Here is an 18,743-nt window from a genome sequence, read left to right on the forward strand (position 1 = left end):
CGGGGATGCACGGAGCTAAGACGCACGGAGCTAAAGCTCCGTGGCTACGAGGGTTAGTTCACATGCCGGGGGAGGGGGAACCCGCGAGTTCTTCGTCCGGCTCCGCGATCGCGAGGCGGCGCGCCATTCGTTTGGCATGGATGCGCTCCACCCAGCCGACCAGCACCACATACCAGACCGGAACGAGGAAAAGCGTGAGCAGCAGCGAGCTGATCAAGCCGCCGATGATCACCGTGCCCATCGACTTGCGGAACTCGGCGCCCTCGGTGATGCCGATCGCGAGCGGCAGCATTCCCAAGATCATCGCGGCGGTGGTCATGACGATCGGGCGGAAACGGACCACGGCAGATTCCCTCATCGCCTCGACGAGCCCCAGGCCCCTGGTGTGCAGCGTGTTCGCGTAATCCACGAGCAGGATGCCGTTCTTTGCGACCAGCCCCATCAGCATCACGATTCCCAGCATGGAGAATATGTTGAGCGTCTGTCCGGCGAAGTAGCGAACGTCCGGCAGGACGCCGTGGATCAGGTTGCTCACCGTGAGGATGCCGAGCGCGCCGATGAGCGCGACCGGTATGCTGAACATGATGACCCACGGTGTCAGATAATTGCGATACAAGATCACCAGCAGCATATAGATCAGCACGAACGACGTCAGGAGCGCGATGCCGATCTTATTGACTGTATCGCCCAGGAATTGAGCCTCGCCCTCGGCCTTGACGCTGACGCCGGGGGGCAAGAAGCCGGGCTGCGCCAGCACCTTCTTCACCTTCTCGTCGATGGGCCCGATCGGAGCGCCGCCTACGGTGCTCGCGAACACGCGAACGATGCGCTGGCGATCCTGCCGGCGTAGCGTCGGAGGCTCGCTTACCCAACGGAAATGTGCCACGTCCGCGAGCGGCACTAGGGTGCCATCGCTGGCTCGCACCTGCGCAGTGCGAATTTGCGACTCGTCGTTGCGGACCGCGGGAGAAAACTGCACGAGGGTGTCTACGAGCCCATCGGGCATGCGCAACTTGGTCGCGATGACGCCTGCGACCGCTGCGCGGGCCGTTGTCGCTGCCGCCTGCGGCGATACCCCGAGCAACGCTGAGCGATCGCGATCGATGTTCACTTCAAGACGCGGTCCGACAATAGCGCTCGTCGCTTTCACGCCAATGGTGTTCGGGATCTTCTTTATGTACGCGGCCAGCTTATCGGCCGCGGCGAACAGCTCGTCGGCCTGGCCGCTGAGCGTGTAGACCAGGTCTGCACCGCCGCCGTTTTGCGCGCCGCCCGCCTCGATCAGTCCGCCCGGTACCAGATTACCCATTCCGCGTATGGCCTCGACGACCTGATGCTCGTTGTGGCGCTTCGACGCTTTGAGGTTGACCTGCAGATTGGCGACATAACCGCCGTTGACGTCGTTGTTGTCCTGGCCGACGTTGACGATGACGTCTTGAACATCATCGCGCTTGAGCAGTTCGCGCTCCAAGCGGTGGGCGCCGGCCGACGTCACGTCGATCGGCGTGCCCACCCGATACGTCAGGCTCGCGACCGCCCAACCGTATTCGGTGTTCGGCTGGAACTCGAAGGGCACGATTCCGCTTGCTACGGTCGCAAGCGAAGCCACCACCAGGCCGACCGAACCGAAGATCACGAGATATGGGTGACGCTGCGCCCATGGCAGCAATTTGTCGTGATAGTTCACGCGCACGCGATCGAACCAGGCGGTAAAAGCGCGCACGAAACCCCAGCGGCTCGGCTTCGGTTTGCGTAACACGGCCCACTTCGCCGCCAGCAGAGGCGTGAGCGTAAAGGAGACCAACAGCGAGAACATCGTGGCGGTGACGATGACGAGCCCGTACTCACGCAAGAACTGCCCAACGATGCCGCCCATGAACGCGATGGGCGTGAACACGACGACGTCCACGAGCGTGATCGCGATCGCCGCGGTGCCGATCTCCGAGCGGCCGACGATGGCCGCCTCCTCGGCGGGTTTGCCCATCTCTCGATGGCGCGTGATATTCTCGATGACGACGATCGAGTCGTCGACTAAGATGCCGATCGTCAGTGACAGCCCCATCAGCGAGAGCAGGTCGATGGAGAACCCGAGGATCCACATCAGCAGGAAGGTCGCCAACAGCGAAGTCGGGATCGCGACCATCACCACCAACGCGCTGCGCCACAGATGCAGGAAGAATAGCAAGACGAGAGCCGTCAGCAGGATGCCTTCGCCAAGGTTTTGGAACACGCCCGAGAGAGCCTCGCCGAGGAACGTCGCGTCCGCCACGAGTTCGTTGAATTGCACGTCGGGGTACTTGGCCTTGAGGATCTTGAACTCGTCGCGCACGCGCGCGGTGGTGCGTGCCGTGTCGGCGTCTGAATCGTGGGCGATATTGAGCACGACCGCCACATTGTTGTTCACATCCGAAGCGAGGCGGTGGTCCTGATACGAATCCACCACCTTCGCCACGTCGCCTACTCGCAGCTGGGTCATCGAGGCGCCCGGCACGGACAGCGACAGTTGTGCGATTTGCGCGGGATCGGTGATGTCCGCGCGCACGCCCATGGTGGCCTCGCGGTATTGGTCGAGACGGCCGCCGGGCAAGCTGACATTGCCTTGCGCGACGGCACTGCTGACGTCGAGCAGCGTTGCTCCGAGTATCTGCAAGCGCGCCGGGTCCGGGTTCACCGTCACCTGTCGAACGTATTGACCGCTCTCGGCGACGAAGCCGACGCCTTGCACGCCCTTGAGCGCCGGGACGATCTGGTATTGAACGAGATTCGAAAGTTCGACCGGTGACAGCTTTGAGGAAGTGATCGTCTCGGTCATGATCGGCTGGGCGTTCGGGTCCTCCCGCGTGACGATCGGCGGAATGAGGTCGGAGGGCAGATTGACCCGTGCCGCGTCGATGGCTTGCTGCACGTCGATGGCGCCGAAATCGACGTTGGCGCCCAACTTGAGCTGCACTCCGATAATGCCGGAGCCTTCTTGAGCGCGAGCGGTGATTTTCTCCACATGGCGGACGCCTTGCAACTCGTCTTCAATGGGCCGGATGACGAGCCGTTCGATCTCCTGCGGGCTCGCGCCGGGATACACCGCGAAGACGTTGATGAACGGGAATTGAACATTGGGGTTGATGTTGACGCCCATCGAGAAATAGCCGATGACGCCGAACAGCGCGATCGCCACGAAGAACAACGTGACGATGGTCGGCTGTTTTATGGCAAAGCGTGTCAACCACATGATTAAAGGTGCCTACTGCGCCCGCGGGACGAAAGTTACAATGGGTTCGTTTCGGGGCTTTCGGACGCTAGTCCGGCTTTTTTAGGCCCGAGCCCGTGTTGATCAGCAGCACGCGCTCTTCGGGGTGGATCCAGCCTTGGGCCAGCAAAGATTGGGCGGCTGCGAGCGTGGCGCCGCCTTCCCGGCACGCGGAGATGCCTTCGGTCGTAGCGATGCGCTGCTGCGCTTTCAGGATGGCCTCATCATCGACCGCCACCGCGGCGCCGCCGCTTTCGTAGAGGGCATGCAAGATCAAGAAATCACCGAGCGCCTTTGGGACGTTGATGCCGAAGGCGATCGTCTTCGAGTCTTTCCAGAACGTAGAAATTGCGGCGTGCTTCTGCCACGCTTTCACGATCGGGGCGCAGCCCGTCGCCTGAACCGCCACGAAGCGCGGCATGCGTTCTTCGAGCAGACCCATCTCGCGCAGTTCGCGCAGCGCCTTATGAATGCCGATCAGGCCCACTCCGCCGCCGGTCGGATAGATGATCACTTCAGGCACGTCCCAATCGAATTGCTCGACGAGCTCGAAACCCATCGTCTTTTTGCCCTCGATCCGGTAGGGCTCTTTCAATGTCGAGGCGTCGTAGAGGCCGCGTTCGGCGACGAGCTGCGCCACCACGCGGCCGGCGTCGCTGATGACGCCCTCAACCAGCTGCACGCGCGCGCCGGCCATCTCGCACTCCAGTCTGTGGATGCTCGGCGCGCTTTTCGGCATCACGATGTGGGCGGCGATGCCGGCTCGGGCTGCGTACGCCGCCCAGGCGCCCCCCGCGTTGCCGTTGGTCGGCATCGCGAACGCCTTGACGCCGAGTTCTCTCGCGCGCGACACACCGACGCACGCGCCGCGCGCCTTGAACGACGCCGTCGGCAGCTGCCCTTCATCCTTTAGATACAAGTTGCGCAGGCCTGTGGCGTTGCCAAGCCGCTCCAGCTTGTGCAGCGGAGTGAACTGCTCGCCGAGCGAGATCGCCTGTTCGGGATCGCGCAGCGGCAGCAGTTCCGTGTAGCGCCACAAACTGCGCTGGCGGGTCGCCAGAGTCTCTCGGGAAAGCGTCGACGAGGCGGCATGAAGATCGTAACGCGCCAAGAGCGGCCCGCCGCACGTGCATAGCTGCTGGATGCGGTCCGCGGCGTAGCGCGCGTCGCACTTGGAACAAGCAAGTTCTGCGAGCGCGGAGCGCGGCGCCATTCTTATGACCTCAACCCAGGACCGTGTACAACCACCAACGCGGTTGATTCTTGCCGCCGCGCGCGATCTGGCGCATGCAGTACAAGGTCATGCGCTTCCCATTGGTCGTCTCGACGTCGAACCAGTGCTTATGGATGTATGTGTCGCCGCGATCGGTGCGCGTCGTCTTCCAGGTCTTATGCACGTTGGCGACCTCGAACTGTTGATCTCGCCATGTGAATAAGCGCGGTAAACCCGGTTCGCCACGCGACATGGCGGTGAGATCCGCCGATCCGGGCGCCGGCACGATCGGTTCGCTGACGAACTGCGGTTTCGAGGTCATCGCAGCAGCGGCGCGAGAGCGCGCGACAGCTCGTCCGTGTGGCTGATCACCGGTGAACCGTAACCCCGCAGTGGTCCGGGTACTTCTTTCCAGCGCGCTTTGCCATCGTACACGAAAAAGGCGTCCCAGCACAAAGCATTAGTGCCGAGGACGCGTCGTCCGAACCAATCGCCTATGGACAGGTTAGCGACCCAATAGTTTGTCACGCGTTTGTCGGTAAGGATGCTCGAGTCCCACCCGCTCTTGCTGTCAGATGCCAAGACCGAAAACCAGATCGCTTGAATGCGCAGATCGGTACGCGGATGCTTTGCGAGGACCTCTTGCTGCACCCAACGGGCGCCGGCTTGGCACACCGCTCAAGTCGGCGAAAGCAGGAGCACGACCCGCGGTTTACCTGTATCGCGGTTGAATGCCGCGGCCAGTTGATCGACGCCACCAAGGTCATGCAAACCGGTGACGGCACTGGAGTGCCTGCTCTGAACGAAATAGATCGCCGAAATGATGACCACGGCAGCGGCGGTAGCCAACCCGATGAATAGACGAACGCGCGATAGCGACATCACGTGGACAACGCGCCAAAGAGGCTGGTTTGCTTCGTCGCGCCCTCCACCAGTGAAGCGACGCGCACGCCGACCAATCGAACCGGTTTCCCGTCGAAGGCGCGCTTGAGACAAAACACCGCGGCCGCGGTGATGATGCGCGCGTCGTCTGCAGGCTCGGCGAGCGTGGTCTGCTTGCCGTGAATTGCGAAATCCGCCAGTTTGATCTTCACCCCCACGGTGAGCGCGCGCAGCTTGCGCCCGGCAAGGCGCTCTGCGAGTTCCGCCGCTTGCTCGCGGACGGTCTGGGCGAGCACGTTGATGTCCGCCACATCGCGCTCGAAGGTCTGCTCGCTTGAAATGGATCGCATCCGATCATCTTGATGCACGCGCCGGCTGTCCATGCCCCGCGCGAGATCGCGAACTTCAACGCCCCAACGGCCGAAGAGCTCGAAAGCCTGCGCGTCGCTCATGGAAGCGAGCTGCTCGATCCGCTCGATGCCCTTGCGCTGCAGTCGCGCCTGCGTCTTCGGGCCGATGCCCCACAGTCTGCCCACCGGTTTGCTTGCGAGGTATTCCGCCTCGCGACCCGGCTCGACGCAGACCAAGCCATCCGGTTTGCCGTCGTCGCTGGCGATCTTGGCGACCATCTTTCCCGACGCCACGCCGATCGAGATCGTCAACGAGGTCGCCGCGCGCACTTCTTCCTTGATCCGCCGGGCGATTGCTTCGGCCTCTTGTAGCGTGGTGTCGCCGACGTCGAGGAACGCTTCGTCCAAAGACATGCGCTCGACGACCTTTGCATGGCTGCGAAGGATCGCGACGACCGCCTTGCTCGCCTCGTGATACTTCTCGAAGTCCGGCTGGACCACGATCAAATCCGGGCACGATTCCCGCGCGCGATAGAGCGGCGTGGCGCTGCGGATACCGTACGGCCGAGCCTCATACGAGGCGGTCAGCACCACGGCACGGCGGCTCGACCCGGCGACGACCAGCGGCTTGCCACGCAGCGAAGGGTCGTCGCGTTGGGCCACGCTCGCGTAGAACGCGTCGAGATCGGCGTGCAAAATCACTGCAGGCCAATCTTCTTCGCGTCGCCCGCACAGCCCCGCGAGGGGCCGGCCGCGGCCGCCCTGAACAGCAAGCCCGTGCCGGACGCCCGCGTGTATCCCTACCTGCTCGAACCGCAACTCAAACCGCTCATCTGGGGCGGCGACGCTTTGGTCCGGCACTACTACAAGACGGGCGACCCGAACGCCAAGTACGGTGAGTCGTGGGAGTGCTGGGATCAGAACCGGACGCTCAATGGTCCGCTGACCGGGAAAACGGTGGCTGATTTGCGAGAGCGGCTCGGCGCGGAGCTGATGGGGCCGCTGGATCCCAGCCGCATTTTTCCGGTGCTCACGAAGATCATCGATGCGCGCGACTCGCTGTCGGTCCAAGTGCATCCGGGCGATGCCCACGCGCGAGCGCACGAGCACCAGCCAAACGGCAAGACCGAGTGCTGGTACATCCTTTCGGCTGCCGCGGGCGCGCATCTCATCCTGGGCTGGAAGCGCGACACCACCCGCGATGAGTATTTACAGCGCGTGGCTGACGGCTCGCTCACCGAGCTCCTGCGCCCCGTCCCCGTCAAGCCCGGCGACGTCTTTTACCTGCCTGCCGGCACTTTACACGCCATCGGCGCCGGCATCCAACTCTTCGAGACGCAGCAAGCCAGCGACCTCACCTATCGGATCTTCGATTGGAATCGCGTTGACGCCCAAGGCCGGTCGCGCGAACTGCACGTCCAAAAAGCCGCAGACGTTTTGGATTATCGCCGATCTGAGGCTGGCGCGCTCAACCCGCTGGAATACCGTACGGGCGGACTGAACCGCGCTGCGCTAGTAGCGGATCCGCGCTTCACCCTTGAGCGCATCGTTGTGACAAAAACTGGGGGCCAGATCGACCTCGACGGCATGCCGCTCATTCTGTGGGCGCTTGACGGTGGAATCGAGATTTCAGCCGGCGCTGAGTTGGTGCATTTGCCGCCTTACGCGACGGCGCTGATCCCGGCCGCTGCCGGAAGTGTCAAGGTGCGCTCCGGTGACGCAGATGCTAAGCTGCTCGCCGCGGCCGTTCCCGCGGACGCCCGTGCCTTAGCGCGAAGGTTTGCAGCGGCCGGCGTGGATGGCGCAAGCGTCGATAGGTTCGCGGCCCAGTTCTCTACGATCCAGCCTTGACAAGCGCGGGGAACTGCTCGCGCAAGTGCTTCAGCTTCGGCATGTCGTTGAAGACGATGTACGGGTTGTAGGGGTTGTGCGCAAGGAAGTGCTGGTGGTAGTCCTCGGCGGCATAGAAAGCCTTGAGCGGCACGACCTGCGTCACAATCGGATTGCTGAACTTCTTCTCGCGCTCGAGCTGCTTGATGTATGACTCGGCCGCGAGTTTTTGCTGCGGGGTCGTGTAGAAAATCGCCGAGCGATACTGCGTTCCCGTGTCCGGGCCTTGGCGGTTGAGTTCGGTCGGGTCGTGCGCTACCAGGAAATACACCTGCAGCAACTGGTTGAACGAGATCTTTGAGGGGTCGTACGTCACCTCGACGGATTCGGCATGGCCGGTCTCGCCGGTGCTAACGATCTCATAGTGCGCGGTGGCGGCATTGCCGCCGGCGTACCCGGAGACCGCGTTCGAAACGCCCTTCAGCGACTCAAAGACCGCTTCCACGCCCCAGAAGCACCCGCCGGCGAGCACCACTTTTTCGCTTCCGCTTGGCGTCGTGGTGGCCTGGCCCGCAGCCGTGCATCCGAGCAGCAGGCCCGCGAGCACGGCAGCTGCTAGGCTAATTCTTCTTCTCATCATGTCCATTACTACGTACGCGGCACCGGCTTGGATGCCCCAATGTAGCGTTCCGAGCGAAGCTCGGAATCGAACCTGGGCGAAGTAGGTTTCGAACCTACGACCCCTCGCGTGTGAAGCGAGTGCTCTACCGCTGAGCTATTCGCCCTTGTAACAGCGGACCTTTAGGTTCGCTCGGCCTTAAATCTTCCTTCGTTGACGGGCATTTCCTGTGATGCTACACTCTGGAGGTGGCCGTGCAGCCTTCATCTGCGCCGCAGATCGATCCGTTCAAATTCCAAGATTTCGTTCGCCGTATGCGCGACGGTCAAAATCTCGGATTGGGATTTTTGGGCGGGCTCATCGGCGGCTTGATCGGCGCCATCTTGTGGGCGATCATCACCGCGCTCAGCAACTACGAACTCGGCATCATGGCCATCGGCGTCGCGTTCCTCGTCGGCTTCGGCGTTCGCACGCTCGGCAAGGGCGTCGATAAGACGTTCGGCTACCTCGGCGCTGTCTTGTCGCTTCTGAGTTGTGCCGCCGGCAGCTTCTTAGCGGCTGTAGCGATCGCCTCGCGCCAACAACACGTCGACTTCCTGTTCGCCCTGGCGCGACTCACGCCGCATGCGTTCGATATTTTGAAGGACAGCTTCACCTTCATCGATCTTATCTTCTATGCCGTGGCGCTCTACTTCGGCTACCGTTACTCGTTCCGGCAGATCACGCATGCGGAGCTGGCCAACCTCACCTGAAAGGGCCCATTCTTGAGCGGCGCGAAACCGCTCGTCCGCGGGCGCGTAGCTCAGGGGTAGAGCACTACATTGACACTGTAGGGGTCAGAGGTTCGAGACCTCTCGCGCCCACCATCGGAAACCTTGATGCCGCGGACCTCCGTGGCTTTTTCATCCGGTGTGGTACCCTTACCACTATCCGAAAATGCTGACAGATGCTGACCGAATTTTGACCGCATTGCGGCGTCGACTTTGGTCGCCGCGCTCACGTCTAGCGCCGGCACGACGTGACTGTAAACGTCAAGCGTCATACGAGTTGTGCTGTGGCCAAGGCGATCCGCAACTACTTTGGGGTGAATGCCTTCGCTCAGCATTTCAGTCGCTGCGGTGGATGCCAACAATCGGATCAAGACCGTGACGAGCAATCCGACCGGCGTCTCACTGGTTTTTACCTACGACAGCGGGACCAACTGCGGCACGGGTGATCTCTGCTCGGCTCAGGAGTCAGACGGAAAGATTTGGAGCTATCAGTATCAGGATTTGGGGCCAAATCCGGGTGATCAGCACAACCTCACTCGGGTCACCGATCCGCTCGGGCACGTAGTAGAGCAAACCGCTTTCGCGCAGGTTCTGCAGTTCGGCAACTACTGTTGCATTAGCGTTCCGACGAGCCAGTCGACCGATGGCGGCCAGAATACGCTGACCTTCTCCTACGCCCTTTCGAACAATGGGTATAAGACGTGGCTTCATACCACGGTTACCGATGGGCTGAATCGAACGACAGTTTATTATTCCGACAGCATACGCTTTGTGCTCATTAGCGTCACGGGGACCATGACCGGCGGTGGCAATCAATCTGTCACCTACAACTACGATCCATACTTCCGCTTGATTTCGCGTGCCGATGGCAATAGCCACGCGACCACATATGGCTATGGGCGCGACACAACCGCAAGCGGTCTTGGTTACTCATACATCATCCAAGCCATTCCCGGTCCGAACTCGATCACGGAGCAACTGGCGAGTGGGCTTAACCGCGTAACGAATATCTCATACTACGCGCTCGGTGACCTGCGACAAGATCTCCCAAACACCATTTCAGTCCCATCCGTCGACACCCCGGGCAACACGGAAACGATAACGGACACATTCGGCACCAACGGACTACTCACATCGCAAGCGACTCAGGGTTACATCGGGGGTTCCGCAACGACCTACACCACTGGATTTTCCTACGATACCAAGGGTCGACTTCAGCAGATTACGGGTCCGCGGACCGACGTCGTTCAGCACACCACTGTCGCATACTACCCAGACACTGACTCCGACATGGCGCGCCGCGGCCAACCCCAAACCATTACCGATGCACTCAGCCATGTCACCACGCTTGCAGCCGATGCAGCTCCTAACAATACGTACAACGTTTTTGGGAACCCTCTGAGCGTGGCGGACCCCAACGGTGTCGTTACCGACTTGAGCTATGATGCGCGCGGGCGAACGCTTTCCTCAACCATCAAAGGAGTGACGGGCGATCCGACAGCGCTGACAACCTCTTACGTTTACGACGCCGCCGGCAGGCTCATCAAAATCATACGACCGTTGCTCAACGGGTTGAGTCTAACCTACGATACGAGCAATCGGTTAACGGACATGACCCGGTTCACCGCCAGCACGAATCTCCTGGAGGAACAAATCGTGCTTGGCTACGATGTCATGAGCCAGTTAACTTCCCGGCTCGCTCAGGCATGCACGACGCCGGCAGTTTCGTGCAGCGCGTGGAGTACAAAGCAACAAGAGAGCTTCCAGTACGATAGCTTCGGGCGTGTGAAAGAAATCGACCACCCGGTCCCGAGCGGATCAAAAATACTCTACGGCTACGATTTGGCGGGCAACCTTAACTCAATCCAAGACGAAAATCACAGCACGGCGAACTCGACATACAACTATGATTTTGCCAACCGCCTCACCAGCGTCGTGCAGACGTTAGCGGGCGCGCCGGGCAATCAAATTACGACCAGCTTTGGGTACGACCTACACGACAATCTGAACTCGCTTATCGACCCCAACAGCAATCAGACCACGTACGCCTTCGACGACTTCGATCGGGTAAGGCAGCAGACGTCGCCGGTGAGCGGAGTCAGCACCTATGCCTATGATCCTGACGACAACCTGCTGACGTTCTCAGACGCCAATGGAGCGATGACCACGCGCAGTTTCGATGCGCTAGACCGCGTGCTGTCGGCGATGTCTGTGCGCAGCGGGCTCACGACAGAGACCGTGAATTGGGCCTACGACGACGCCACCAGCGGCAACTTCGGCATTGGGGTCTCAAGAACATCACAGACCCCTCGGGATCGACGACCTATACCTACGACCGGCGCGGGCTGCTCAAAACCGAAGCGCCCACTATCTTGGGCAACGCGTATTCTCTGGCCTATGCTTACGACGGCAACGCCAACCGCACGAGCATTACATACCCGGACGCCAACGCCGTCATGTATACCTTTGATTTTGCCGACCGGCCTCTCTCGGCGACTTTGGGAAGCACGACCTTTGTGTCGAGCGCTACATACGCGCCGTTCGGGCCGCTGACCACCCTTTCGTTCGGGAACGCAAGGACACAGACGCTTACTACGACCTCCGCTATCGCCCGACCGAGAACAAGTTGTGTTGCGCGAGACACGGAGCGTCGCTCGCGGACTACACGTATGCCGAGGACGGGGTTGGCAATATCACGGGAATCACCGACACCGTGAGCACGGGATTCAACCGGACGTTTGCCTACGACGACCTAAATCGGCTGATCACGGCCAATTCTGGCGCCTCCCTGTGGAATTCCGGCTCCTACACCTACGATTCCATGGGCAACATGAAGACCTTGGGGTTGGGCAGTGCTCGGACGGCGACATTTAGCTATTCAGGCACGCTTCCAAAACTAACGTCGGTGACAGAGAACGGCACGCCGCGATCTGTGGCCTACGACGCGGTGGGCAACGAGACGGCTGTGGGCACGGCGACGTATGCCTATGGCACGCGCAACCAGCTCGAATCGGGCGACGCGCTCACCTACACCTACGACGGTTGGGGGCGGCGGCTTGTGACCTCTGGCAGTTTGGGCACCCGCTACTCGTTCTTTACTCCTGGCATGACGTTGCTCTCGGAATCAGCACTGACGATTTCCGGAAGACCTGCGATCGCTTACAAATACATTTGGTTCGCGGGCAGGCCCATCGCGCAAGTGGACGGCGCGGGCACGCACTGGACCTTCTCCGATCACTTGGGAACGCCTGAGATTCAAACCAATAGTAGCGGCGCGATCGCTTACCAGGCAGAGTACGAACCGTATGGAAAAGTCTTCGCGTTGCGCTCGGGCGACGTGCACCAGCCGCTACGACTGCCAGGCCAAGTGGCGGAACAATTCGACACTGGGGCGAATGGTGCGACCGAGCGAAACTATAATGTGTTTCGGTGGTATCGGCCGGGATGGGGTAGGTATTCGCAGGCAGATCCGATTGGGCTAAACGGCAATTATAATCTTTACCGGTACGTGGAGGACGATCCTGTATCTCTTGATGACCCCTTCGGTCTCAGGCATCTCACGCCGTGCGAAAAGTTAGTGCTCCGTCCCTACATTCCGCAAATCGACTTGAACAATGCGAATATTCACGAGGGTGAGGTTCCTTGGTGGCTCGGTAAAGACTATGGGGGAGTCACGCTAGAAAATAACATCTATTTTCGTCCCGGCGTATATGACCCCACGACCTCTTATGGGTTGGCTCTGCTCGGGCACGAATCGTTTCATGTTGGTCAATACCGAACGGGGATGACGCGTGCCGATTATCTGTGGGAAGGATTCTGGCATGGCGGTGGTCAGGAAAATAGGTACGAAAAACCGGCGTACGCCTTGCAACGACGCATCTATTCAGATTTGGTCAAAGCAGGATTTGAGGGCTGCGAACTATGCGGACGATAAAATACGCGGCTGCAGCATGTTTGGCAGCGGCGCTGAGTTTCATGGGATGCGCGCCATCTGTCAACGAGAGTCCTTGGCAGGGGCACGAACCCGTTATTGACGCCTTCTTCCAGCAACCGAGCAAAATTCAAATGTTGACATTCAAGTCCTATTCGCTTGACGACCAGTATGCGATATTCTTGTACGGCAACCAAGTCCTCGAACCTCCCGCGATACAGTTAGCGACGGCGTTTGGTGCGGAAGGCCAGCAGGTTGTCCCATATCTGTCCGCTCATCTTGAGCGCACGTCCCGTGACCTAACAGTCAGGGATTTGGTTTTCGTATTTCGCGAGATGGATCGCCAGAGAGCATACAATGTCGGCAAAGACACGACACTGATGAATCTCTTGAGGGAGGCCGTTTCCAAAATGAAGGATCCGGTTTGGAAACGGATTGCTGAGAGAGACTTAGCTGTTCTCAGATGAGAAAGTTCCATCGCAAAAATTCATCAGGGCGGTCTCCGGGTACGACGTCGTGGGTAATCTGCAGACCGTTCAAGACGAGAACCCCTCGAGCGCCAACACGAAGTACGCGTATGACGCGGCGCATCGTTTGCTCTCAGCCACCCAAACGCTTACCGGCACGTTCAAACTCTTCCTCTCGCCGTATGGCGGCTTTCGCTCGATGCAGCTTGTCCGTTCCCTAGCCTTCGTTAGCAGTGAGGGCCACCACCGAATTGCGTATGTGTATCATGCCACCTTCGAGAACGGTGACTTGCTGTACACCTTTTCCTTTGACAGCGACGGCTTTGTGGGGGGTGTGGCGGCTGGCAGACAAAAGAAGGTCAGTATATTTTTACCGTTAGCGCCTATCTAAACTCAACACATCGACCCTTTCGGTAACACGGTGTTCAAATCTGTACCGGGCAGTCGAGCTTGTCGCGGGTTTCAACGACCTGCCCTCTTATTGTGAATGTTCGCGTTGAAGCGAGAGCGGTAGCACCTTGAAGCTGCGAATAGTGGGCCAAACGTCGCTCGGCCTTATGCTGGGGTTCATTCCAGTTGCTCTGTTTTGGTGGTACTGCACACAGATTAAGGTGCATTATGTCCTAAGTTCGAACATCGAGGGCGAGGGAGTCCTGTGGACATCTTTCTTAATGACGGCGTCATGGATGCTGTGTGCCACGCCGGCATATATCGTCGTCTTCAAGCGTCCGGAGAAAGTTTCGCGCTTGGTTGCCCCGTTGCTCTTGGTACTATTGTCGCCCCTATTCGTGATATCGGCGTTTAACAGCATCGAGCAGATCGTTTGTTATGGAGCCATCGATCACCCGAGGTTGCTCTCTTGGTTTAGAGCGATGTCAGGCGATGTCGTTTACCTGCTGCTCGCATCTGTGCTAACTTGGCTAATTGGATTCGCGGCGGCAGGTGTTCGCTGGCGAGGTACGCGTGCTGAGCCAGTCCTTGGAATATTAGCCATGTTGCTAGTCCTCGGCTATGTGATTTTTTGGATCTGGTCCTTGAACCATATCCGTTGGTGAGGTCACCTTGCCCAAGAGGCGATTTGGCCGGAATCGAGGGTTGTAGCATCACAGGAAGGGCGCCCAGATTAACCGAGATAAGTGCTGACCAAATGCTGACCAACAGTCGGATACGGGGGCGAATTCAATAGCACTCAACAACACGGGGGCTGCCGCAATCACTCGAAAAGTGTCTTCTTCCGCTCTTTGACACTGTAGGGGTCAGAGGTTCGAGACCTCTCGCGCCCACCATCAGAAACCATGATGCCGCGGACCTCCGCGGCTTTTTCATCCGCTCCAGCACCCCTATCACTACCCGAAAATGCTGACAGATGCTGACCGAATTTGGACCGCATAGCGGTATCCAACTTGAGCGCCGCGCTCGTTTCTAGCGCCGGCACCACGTGACTGTAAACGTCGAGCGTCATGCGCGTTGTACTGTGGCCGAGGCGATCTGCTACTACTTTGGGATGAATGCCCTCGCTCAGCATTTCTGTCGCTGCGGTGTGGCGAAGCGAATGTGGGCCGATACTGCCAATGCCAACCCTTACAGCTAGAACGGGCTCAATCGCTTGACGAATATCTCGTACTACCCGCTCGGTGACCCGCGCCAAGATCTCCCAAACATCATCTCTATCCCGTCCGTCGACACCCCGGGCAACACGGAAACGATAACGGACACGTTCGGCTCTAACGGACTACTCGCATCGCAAGCGACTCAGGGTTATATCGCGGGTTCCGCCACCGCCTACACGACCGGATTTTCCTACGATACCAAGGGTCGGCTTCAGCAGATCACGGGTCCCCGGACCGACGTGGTGCAGCACACGACTGTCGCCTATTACCCAGACAGCGACACCGACATGGCGCGCCGCGGTCAACCCCAAACAATCACCGATGCACTCAGCCATGTCATCACGCTTGCAGCCGATGCAGCTCCTAACAATACGTACAGCATTTTTGGGGATCCGCTGAGTGTGGCGGATCCCAACGGCGTCATCACCGACTTGAGCTATGATGCGCGCGGGCGAACGCTTTCCTCAACGATCAAAGGGGTGACAGGCGATCCGACACCGCTGGCAACCTCCTACGTCTATGACGCCGCGGGCAGGCTCACCAAAATCACACGACCGCTGCTCAACGGGTTGAGCCTGACGTACGACACGAGTAATCGGCTGACCGACGTGATACGGTTCACCGCCAGCACGAATCTCCAGGAGGAGCAAATCGTGCTTGGCTACGACGTCACGAGTCAGTTGACTTCCCAACTCGCTCAAGCATGCACGACGCCAGCGGTTTCGTGCAGCGCGTGGAGTACAAAGCAGCAGGAGACCGTCCAGTATGACAGCTACGGGCGCGTAAGAGAAATTGACCACCCTTTCCCGAGCGGATCGAAGATCTTGTACGGCTACGATTTGGCCGGGAACCTAAACTCAATCCAAGACGAGAATCACAGCACGGCGAACTCGACATACAACTATGATTTTGCCAACCGCCTCACCAGCGTCGTGCAAACGTTGGCAGGTGCGCCGGGCAATCAAATCACGACTAGCTTCGGGTACGACCTGCACGACAATCTGAACTCGGTTATCGACCCCAACAGCAACCAGACCACGTACGCCTTCGACGACTTTGATCGGGTAAGACAGCAGACGTCGCCTGTGAGCGGGGTCAGCAGCTACGCCTACGACCCCGACGACAACCTCCTGACGTTCGCAGACGCCAACGGAGCGATGACCACGCGCACTTTCGATGCGCTGGACCGCGTGCTTTCTGCGATGTCTGTGCGCAGCGGTTTCACGACAGAGACCGTGAATTGGGCCTACGACGACGCCACCAACGGCAACTTCGGCATCGGGCGCCTCAGGAACATCACCGACCCCTCGGGATCGACAACCTACACCTACGACAGGCGCGGTCTGCTCAAGACCGAAGCGCCCACGATCTTGGGGAATGCGTATTCGCAGGCCTATGCGTACGACGGCAACGCCAACCGTACGAGCGTCACCTATCCGGACTCCTCAGTGGTTAATTATACCTTTGATTTCGCGGACCGGCCACTATCGGCGACCCTGGGAAGCACGACCTTTGTGTCATCGGCGAGCTACGCGCCGTTTGGGCCGCTGACCAGTCTTTCGTTCGGGAATACAAAAACGCAGACGCTCAGCTACGATCTCCGCTATCGCCCGACCGAGAACAAATTGTGTTGCGGGAAACACGGAGTAGCGCTCGCAGACTACACATATGCCGAGGACGGGGTTGGCAACATCACGGGCATCACCGACACCGTGAGCACGGGATTCAACCGGACGTTTGGCTATGACGACCTCAATCGCTTGATTACCGCCAATACAGGCGCTTCGCTGTGGGTCACGGGCTCATACACTTATGACTCCATGGGCAACATGAAGACCTTGGGGCTGGGCGGTTCTCGGACTGCGTCATTCAGCTACTCAGGAACACTTCCAAGACTCACGTCCGTGACGGAGAACGGCACGCCGCGATCTGTGGCCTACGACGCGGCGGGCAACGAGAGCAACGTGGGCACGGCCACGTACGGCTACGGCACGCGCAACTTGCTCGAATCGGGCGACACGCTCACCTACACCTACGATGGCTGGGGGCGGCGTCTTGTGACCTCTGGCAGTCAGGGCACCCGCTACTCGTTCTTTAGTCCTGCCACGGCGCTGCTCTCGGAATCGGCGCTGACCATGTCCGGAAGACCTGCTATCGCTTACAAATACATTTGGTTCGCGGGCAGACCCATCGCGCAAGTGGACGGCGCGGGCACGCACTGGGCCTTTGCCGATCACTTGGGAACGCCGGAGATTCAAACCAATACCAGCGGCACGATCACTTACCAAGCAGAGTACGAGCCGTACGGAAGAATCTTTTCGTTGCGCTCGAGCGACGTGCACCAGCCGCTTCGACTGCCGGGCCAGGTGGCGGAGCAATTCGACACTGGGGCCAATGGCGCGACGGAGCGTTCATACAACAATTTCCGCTGGTATCGGCCGGGCTGGGGAAGGTATTCTGAGGCGGATCCGCTTGGGTTGGTCGCTGGAGCGAACGGATATCCTTACGTTTTGGATAATCCCGGCGGGAGAATCGACCCTCTGGGGTTGCACCCCGGACCGAGTATTACGGCGGTGGGCTATTTCCAGTATGCCCTCGATCCCGTCTACAGGCAGCAGTACAACGACTTGCTACTTGGGGCGGGTATTGTTGGGCTAAATGTGGTTCCCGTCGTTGGTGAGGTCTTGGATGTCGTTGCCGCGGCCCGGATCGCCGGCCTGGGCGCAGCACTCCTTCGTTTGGAACAATCGGCGCAAGAGGAAGAACCTGGTCCGCTGTGTCCGAACTCTCCAATTGTAATCGGCGAAAACATGAATCGCGTCCGTGCGGCCGCCGCCGAATTAGGAGCTAGGACCTACTCGGGATTCCCAAACGCAGAGGGTCTAGCCGGTTCAAACCTTGCGGAGGCGCAACTTTCCCATAACGCCGAGTGGCTTCTTGGAGAACTTCGGGGAGGAAGCACTGTAATAGACATCGGGCCGGACATCCGCGGGTTAAATTACCCGGGAATAACCAGTGACAGTTACAGTTTGGAGCTGCAGCTCCTCGAGCAGTTTCCCAACACGCTAATGTTTGGGGTTAAGTATCCATGAGCAGGGGACCGAACGTCTTTTCAAAGGAAGCTTTCGTATCAAGCGTTCGCGAGCATTTTGGTCCGTTTTTGAGACGGCTCGGATACAAGGAGCAAGACACCCTGGAAGATCGCAACAATTTCGTGGAACACCGGTATATCGATCACGATCAATTCGTGAGCGTCGGCATCGAGCGTCGCGAGCGGCGCACATATATACTGGTTGGGCGTTTAAGCGAGGGACGAATCCCTCTTCTTCGCTGGCGAACACCAGCATCACCATCTGACGTGAACGAGGTTGGTCTTGAGAAACTCATTCAGGTTGCGCGTAGGGCTCGGCAGCTCAGCGGCCCCGAGCCCGGTCAGTACGAATCTGAAGGTCCGGCATCAGTGGATGCTGCTTTAGAATCTCTCGCTCATGCGGTTGAAGAGTACGCGCGGGACTTGTTCGCCGGAGACCGTGAGGCTTGGTCCCGTGCAGTCCAACTATTGTTCCAACGAATCGAATCGTCCGACCGCTAATCCAACTGTCCACGTGACACAAGTGAGGGTATATTTAAGGAGGGTGGAATCCGAACTAACTCTTTTGGATTGCGACTTAGGCAAGACAATCCTGTGGACGAATGCTCGCGTGCGATCCCTGCCTCAGAAGCGCAATAGTTCTGCTGACCAAATGCTGACCAACTACACGATACACGACAGACTGCCAGCCGGCCAGCCAGCACGAGGAGCGACTGAAAGACACCAGGAACTACGT

General features: G+C 59.3%; 15 protein-coding genes and 2 tRNA genes. 9 read left to right on the forward strand and 8 right to left on the reverse strand.

Annotation, left to right across the window (positions count from 1 at the left end; translation table 11 throughout):
* Positions 1 to 58 precede the first annotated feature (58 nt).
* The 6 genes from VN934_12425 to dinB form a co-directional block, all read right to left on the reverse strand.
* The gene (locus VN934_12425; GenBank protein HXM19595.1) at positions 59 to 3,226 is read right to left on the reverse strand and encodes an efflux RND transporter permease subunit; all 3,168 of its coding nucleotides are present in this window, start codon (positions 3,224 to 3,226) and stop codon (positions 59 to 61) included.
* 67 nt (positions 3,227 to 3,293) lie between these two features.
* Positions 3,294 to 4,457, reverse strand: coding sequence for a threonine synthase (locus VN934_12430; GenBank protein ID HXM19596.1), 1,164 nt, complete (start codon positions 4,455 to 4,457; stop codon positions 3,294 to 3,296).
* Positions 4,458 to 4,467: 10 nt separating this feature from the next.
* Entirely contained in the window at positions 4,468 to 4,779 is a 312-nt protein-coding gene (locus tag VN934_12435) for a DUF6504 family protein (GenBank protein ID HXM19597.1), read from the reverse strand.
* Positions 4,776 to 5,108 (reverse strand): hypothetical protein, encoded by a 333-nt coding sequence (locus tag VN934_12440; protein HXM19598.1) that lies wholly within the window; start codon positions 5,106 to 5,108, stop codon positions 4,776 to 4,778. Before VN934_12440 ends, VN934_12435 begins: the two co-directional genes overlap by 4 nt.
* 27 nt (positions 5,109 to 5,135) lie before the next feature.
* A complete protein-coding gene (locus tag VN934_12445; GenBank protein HXM19599.1) occupies positions 5,136 to 5,339 on the reverse strand; it encodes a hypothetical protein in 204 nt (67 codons plus the stop codon).
* Positions 5,339 to 6,391 (reverse strand): DNA polymerase IV, encoded by a 1,053-nt coding sequence (gene dinB / locus VN934_12450; protein ID HXM19600.1) that lies wholly within the window; start codon positions 6,389 to 6,391, stop codon positions 5,339 to 5,341. The genes VN934_12445 and dinB overlap by 1 nt, the downstream gene beginning before the upstream one ends.
* Before the next feature lie 75 nt (positions 6,392 to 6,466).
* On the opposite strand from dinB, the gene VN934_12455 reads away from it, so the two are divergent.
* A complete protein-coding gene (locus tag VN934_12455; protein ID HXM19601.1) occupies positions 6,467 to 7,540 on the forward strand; it encodes a type I phosphomannose isomerase catalytic subunit in 1,074 nt (357 codons plus the stop codon).
* Here VN934_12455 and msrA read toward each other — a convergent pair.
* On the reverse strand, positions 7,524 to 8,159 hold the full coding sequence (gene msrA / locus VN934_12460; protein HXM19602.1) for a peptide-methionine (S)-S-oxide reductase MsrA: 636 nt from the start codon (positions 8,157 to 8,159) through the stop codon (positions 7,524 to 7,526). The two genes, VN934_12455 and msrA, sit on opposite strands and share 17 nt — an antisense overlap.
* A 73-nt stretch (positions 8,160 to 8,232) precedes the next feature.
* A tRNA-Val gene (locus tag VN934_12465) sits at positions 8,233 to 8,304 on the reverse strand.
* An 88-nt stretch (positions 8,305 to 8,392) separates the two neighbouring features.
* Here VN934_12465 and VN934_12470 point away from each other — a divergent pair.
* The 8 genes from VN934_12470 to VN934_12505 all read left to right on the forward strand — a co-directional run bounded on the left by VN934_12470 (position 8,393) and on the right by VN934_12505 (position 18,508).
* Entirely contained in the window at positions 8,393 to 8,890 is a 498-nt protein-coding gene (locus tag VN934_12470) for a hypothetical protein (protein ID HXM19603.1), read from the forward strand.
* 39 nt (positions 8,891 to 8,929) lie between these two features.
* Positions 8,930 to 9,004 (forward strand) — tRNA-Val (locus VN934_12475).
* A gap of 222 nt (positions 9,005 to 9,226) precedes the next feature.
* Entirely contained in the window at positions 9,227 to 11,461 is a 2,235-nt protein-coding gene (locus VN934_12480) for a hypothetical protein (GenBank protein HXM19604.1), read from the forward strand.
* A 160-nt stretch (positions 11,462 to 11,621) separates the two neighbouring features.
* The gene (locus VN934_12485) at positions 11,622 to 12,842 is read left to right on the forward strand and encodes an RHS repeat-associated core domain-containing protein (protein ID HXM19605.1); all 1,221 of its coding nucleotides are present in this window, start codon (positions 11,622 to 11,624) and stop codon (positions 12,840 to 12,842) included.
* The gene (locus VN934_12490; protein HXM19606.1) at positions 12,830 to 13,306 is read left to right on the forward strand and encodes a hypothetical protein; all 477 of its coding nucleotides are present in this window, start codon (positions 12,830 to 12,832) and stop codon (positions 13,304 to 13,306) included. The genes VN934_12485 and VN934_12490 overlap by 13 nt, the downstream gene beginning before the upstream one ends.
* Before the next feature lie 49 nt (positions 13,307 to 13,355).
* Positions 13,356 to 13,697 carry a hypothetical protein gene (locus VN934_12495; protein ID HXM19607.1) on the forward strand — a complete coding sequence of 114 codons (342 nt, stop codon included), beginning with the start codon at positions 13,356 to 13,358 and terminating at the stop codon, positions 13,695 to 13,697.
* Positions 13,698 to 14,912: 1,215 nt separating this feature from the next.
* On the forward strand, positions 14,913 to 18,008 hold the full coding sequence (locus VN934_12500; GenBank protein HXM19608.1) for an RHS repeat-associated core domain-containing protein: 3,096 nt from the start codon (positions 14,913 to 14,915) through the stop codon (positions 18,006 to 18,008).
* The gene (locus VN934_12505) at positions 18,005 to 18,508 is read left to right on the forward strand and encodes a hypothetical protein (GenBank protein HXM19609.1); all 504 of its coding nucleotides are present in this window, start codon (positions 18,005 to 18,007) and stop codon (positions 18,506 to 18,508) included. The genes VN934_12500 and VN934_12505 overlap by 4 nt, the downstream gene beginning before the upstream one ends.
* The last annotated feature ends 235 nt before the right edge of the window (positions 18,509 to 18,743 follow it).

Origin of the sequence: Candidatus Tumulicola sp. (genome assembly GCA_035601835.1) — a bacterium.
In the GTDB taxonomy this organism is placed as follows: domain Bacteria; phylum Vulcanimicrobiota; class Vulcanimicrobiia; order Eremiobacterales; family Eremiobacteraceae; genus DATNNM01.

Coding starts and splice junctions, on each gene's coding strand:
- VN934_12425 (HXM19595.1), bottom strand. CDS start 3,226: ATGTGGTTGACACGCTTTGCCATAAAACAGCCGACCATCGTCACGTTG.
- VN934_12430 (HXM19596.1), bottom strand. CDS start 4,457: ATGGCGCCGCGCTCCGCGCTCGCAGAACTTGCTTGTTCCAAGTGCGAC.
- VN934_12435 (HXM19597.1), bottom strand. CDS start 4,779: ATGACCTCGAAACCGCAGTTCGTCAGCGAACCGATCGTGCCGGCGCCC.
- VN934_12445 (HXM19599.1), bottom strand. CDS start 5,339: ATGTCGCTATCGCGCGTTCGTCTATTCATCGGGTTGGCTACCGCCGCT.
- msrA (HXM19602.1), bottom strand. CDS start 8,159: ATGATGAGAAGAAGAATTAGCCTAGCAGCTGCCGTGCTCGCGGGCCTG.
- VN934_12480 (HXM19604.1), top strand. CDS start 9,227: ATGCCTTCGCTCAGCATTTCAGTCGCTGCGGTGGATGCCAACAATCGG.
- VN934_12490 (HXM19606.1), top strand. CDS start 12,830: ATGCGGACGATAAAATACGCGGCTGCAGCATGTTTGGCAGCGGCGCTG.
- VN934_12505 (HXM19609.1), top strand. CDS start 18,005: ATGAGCAGGGGACCGAACGTCTTTTCAAAGGAAGCTTTCGTATCAAGC.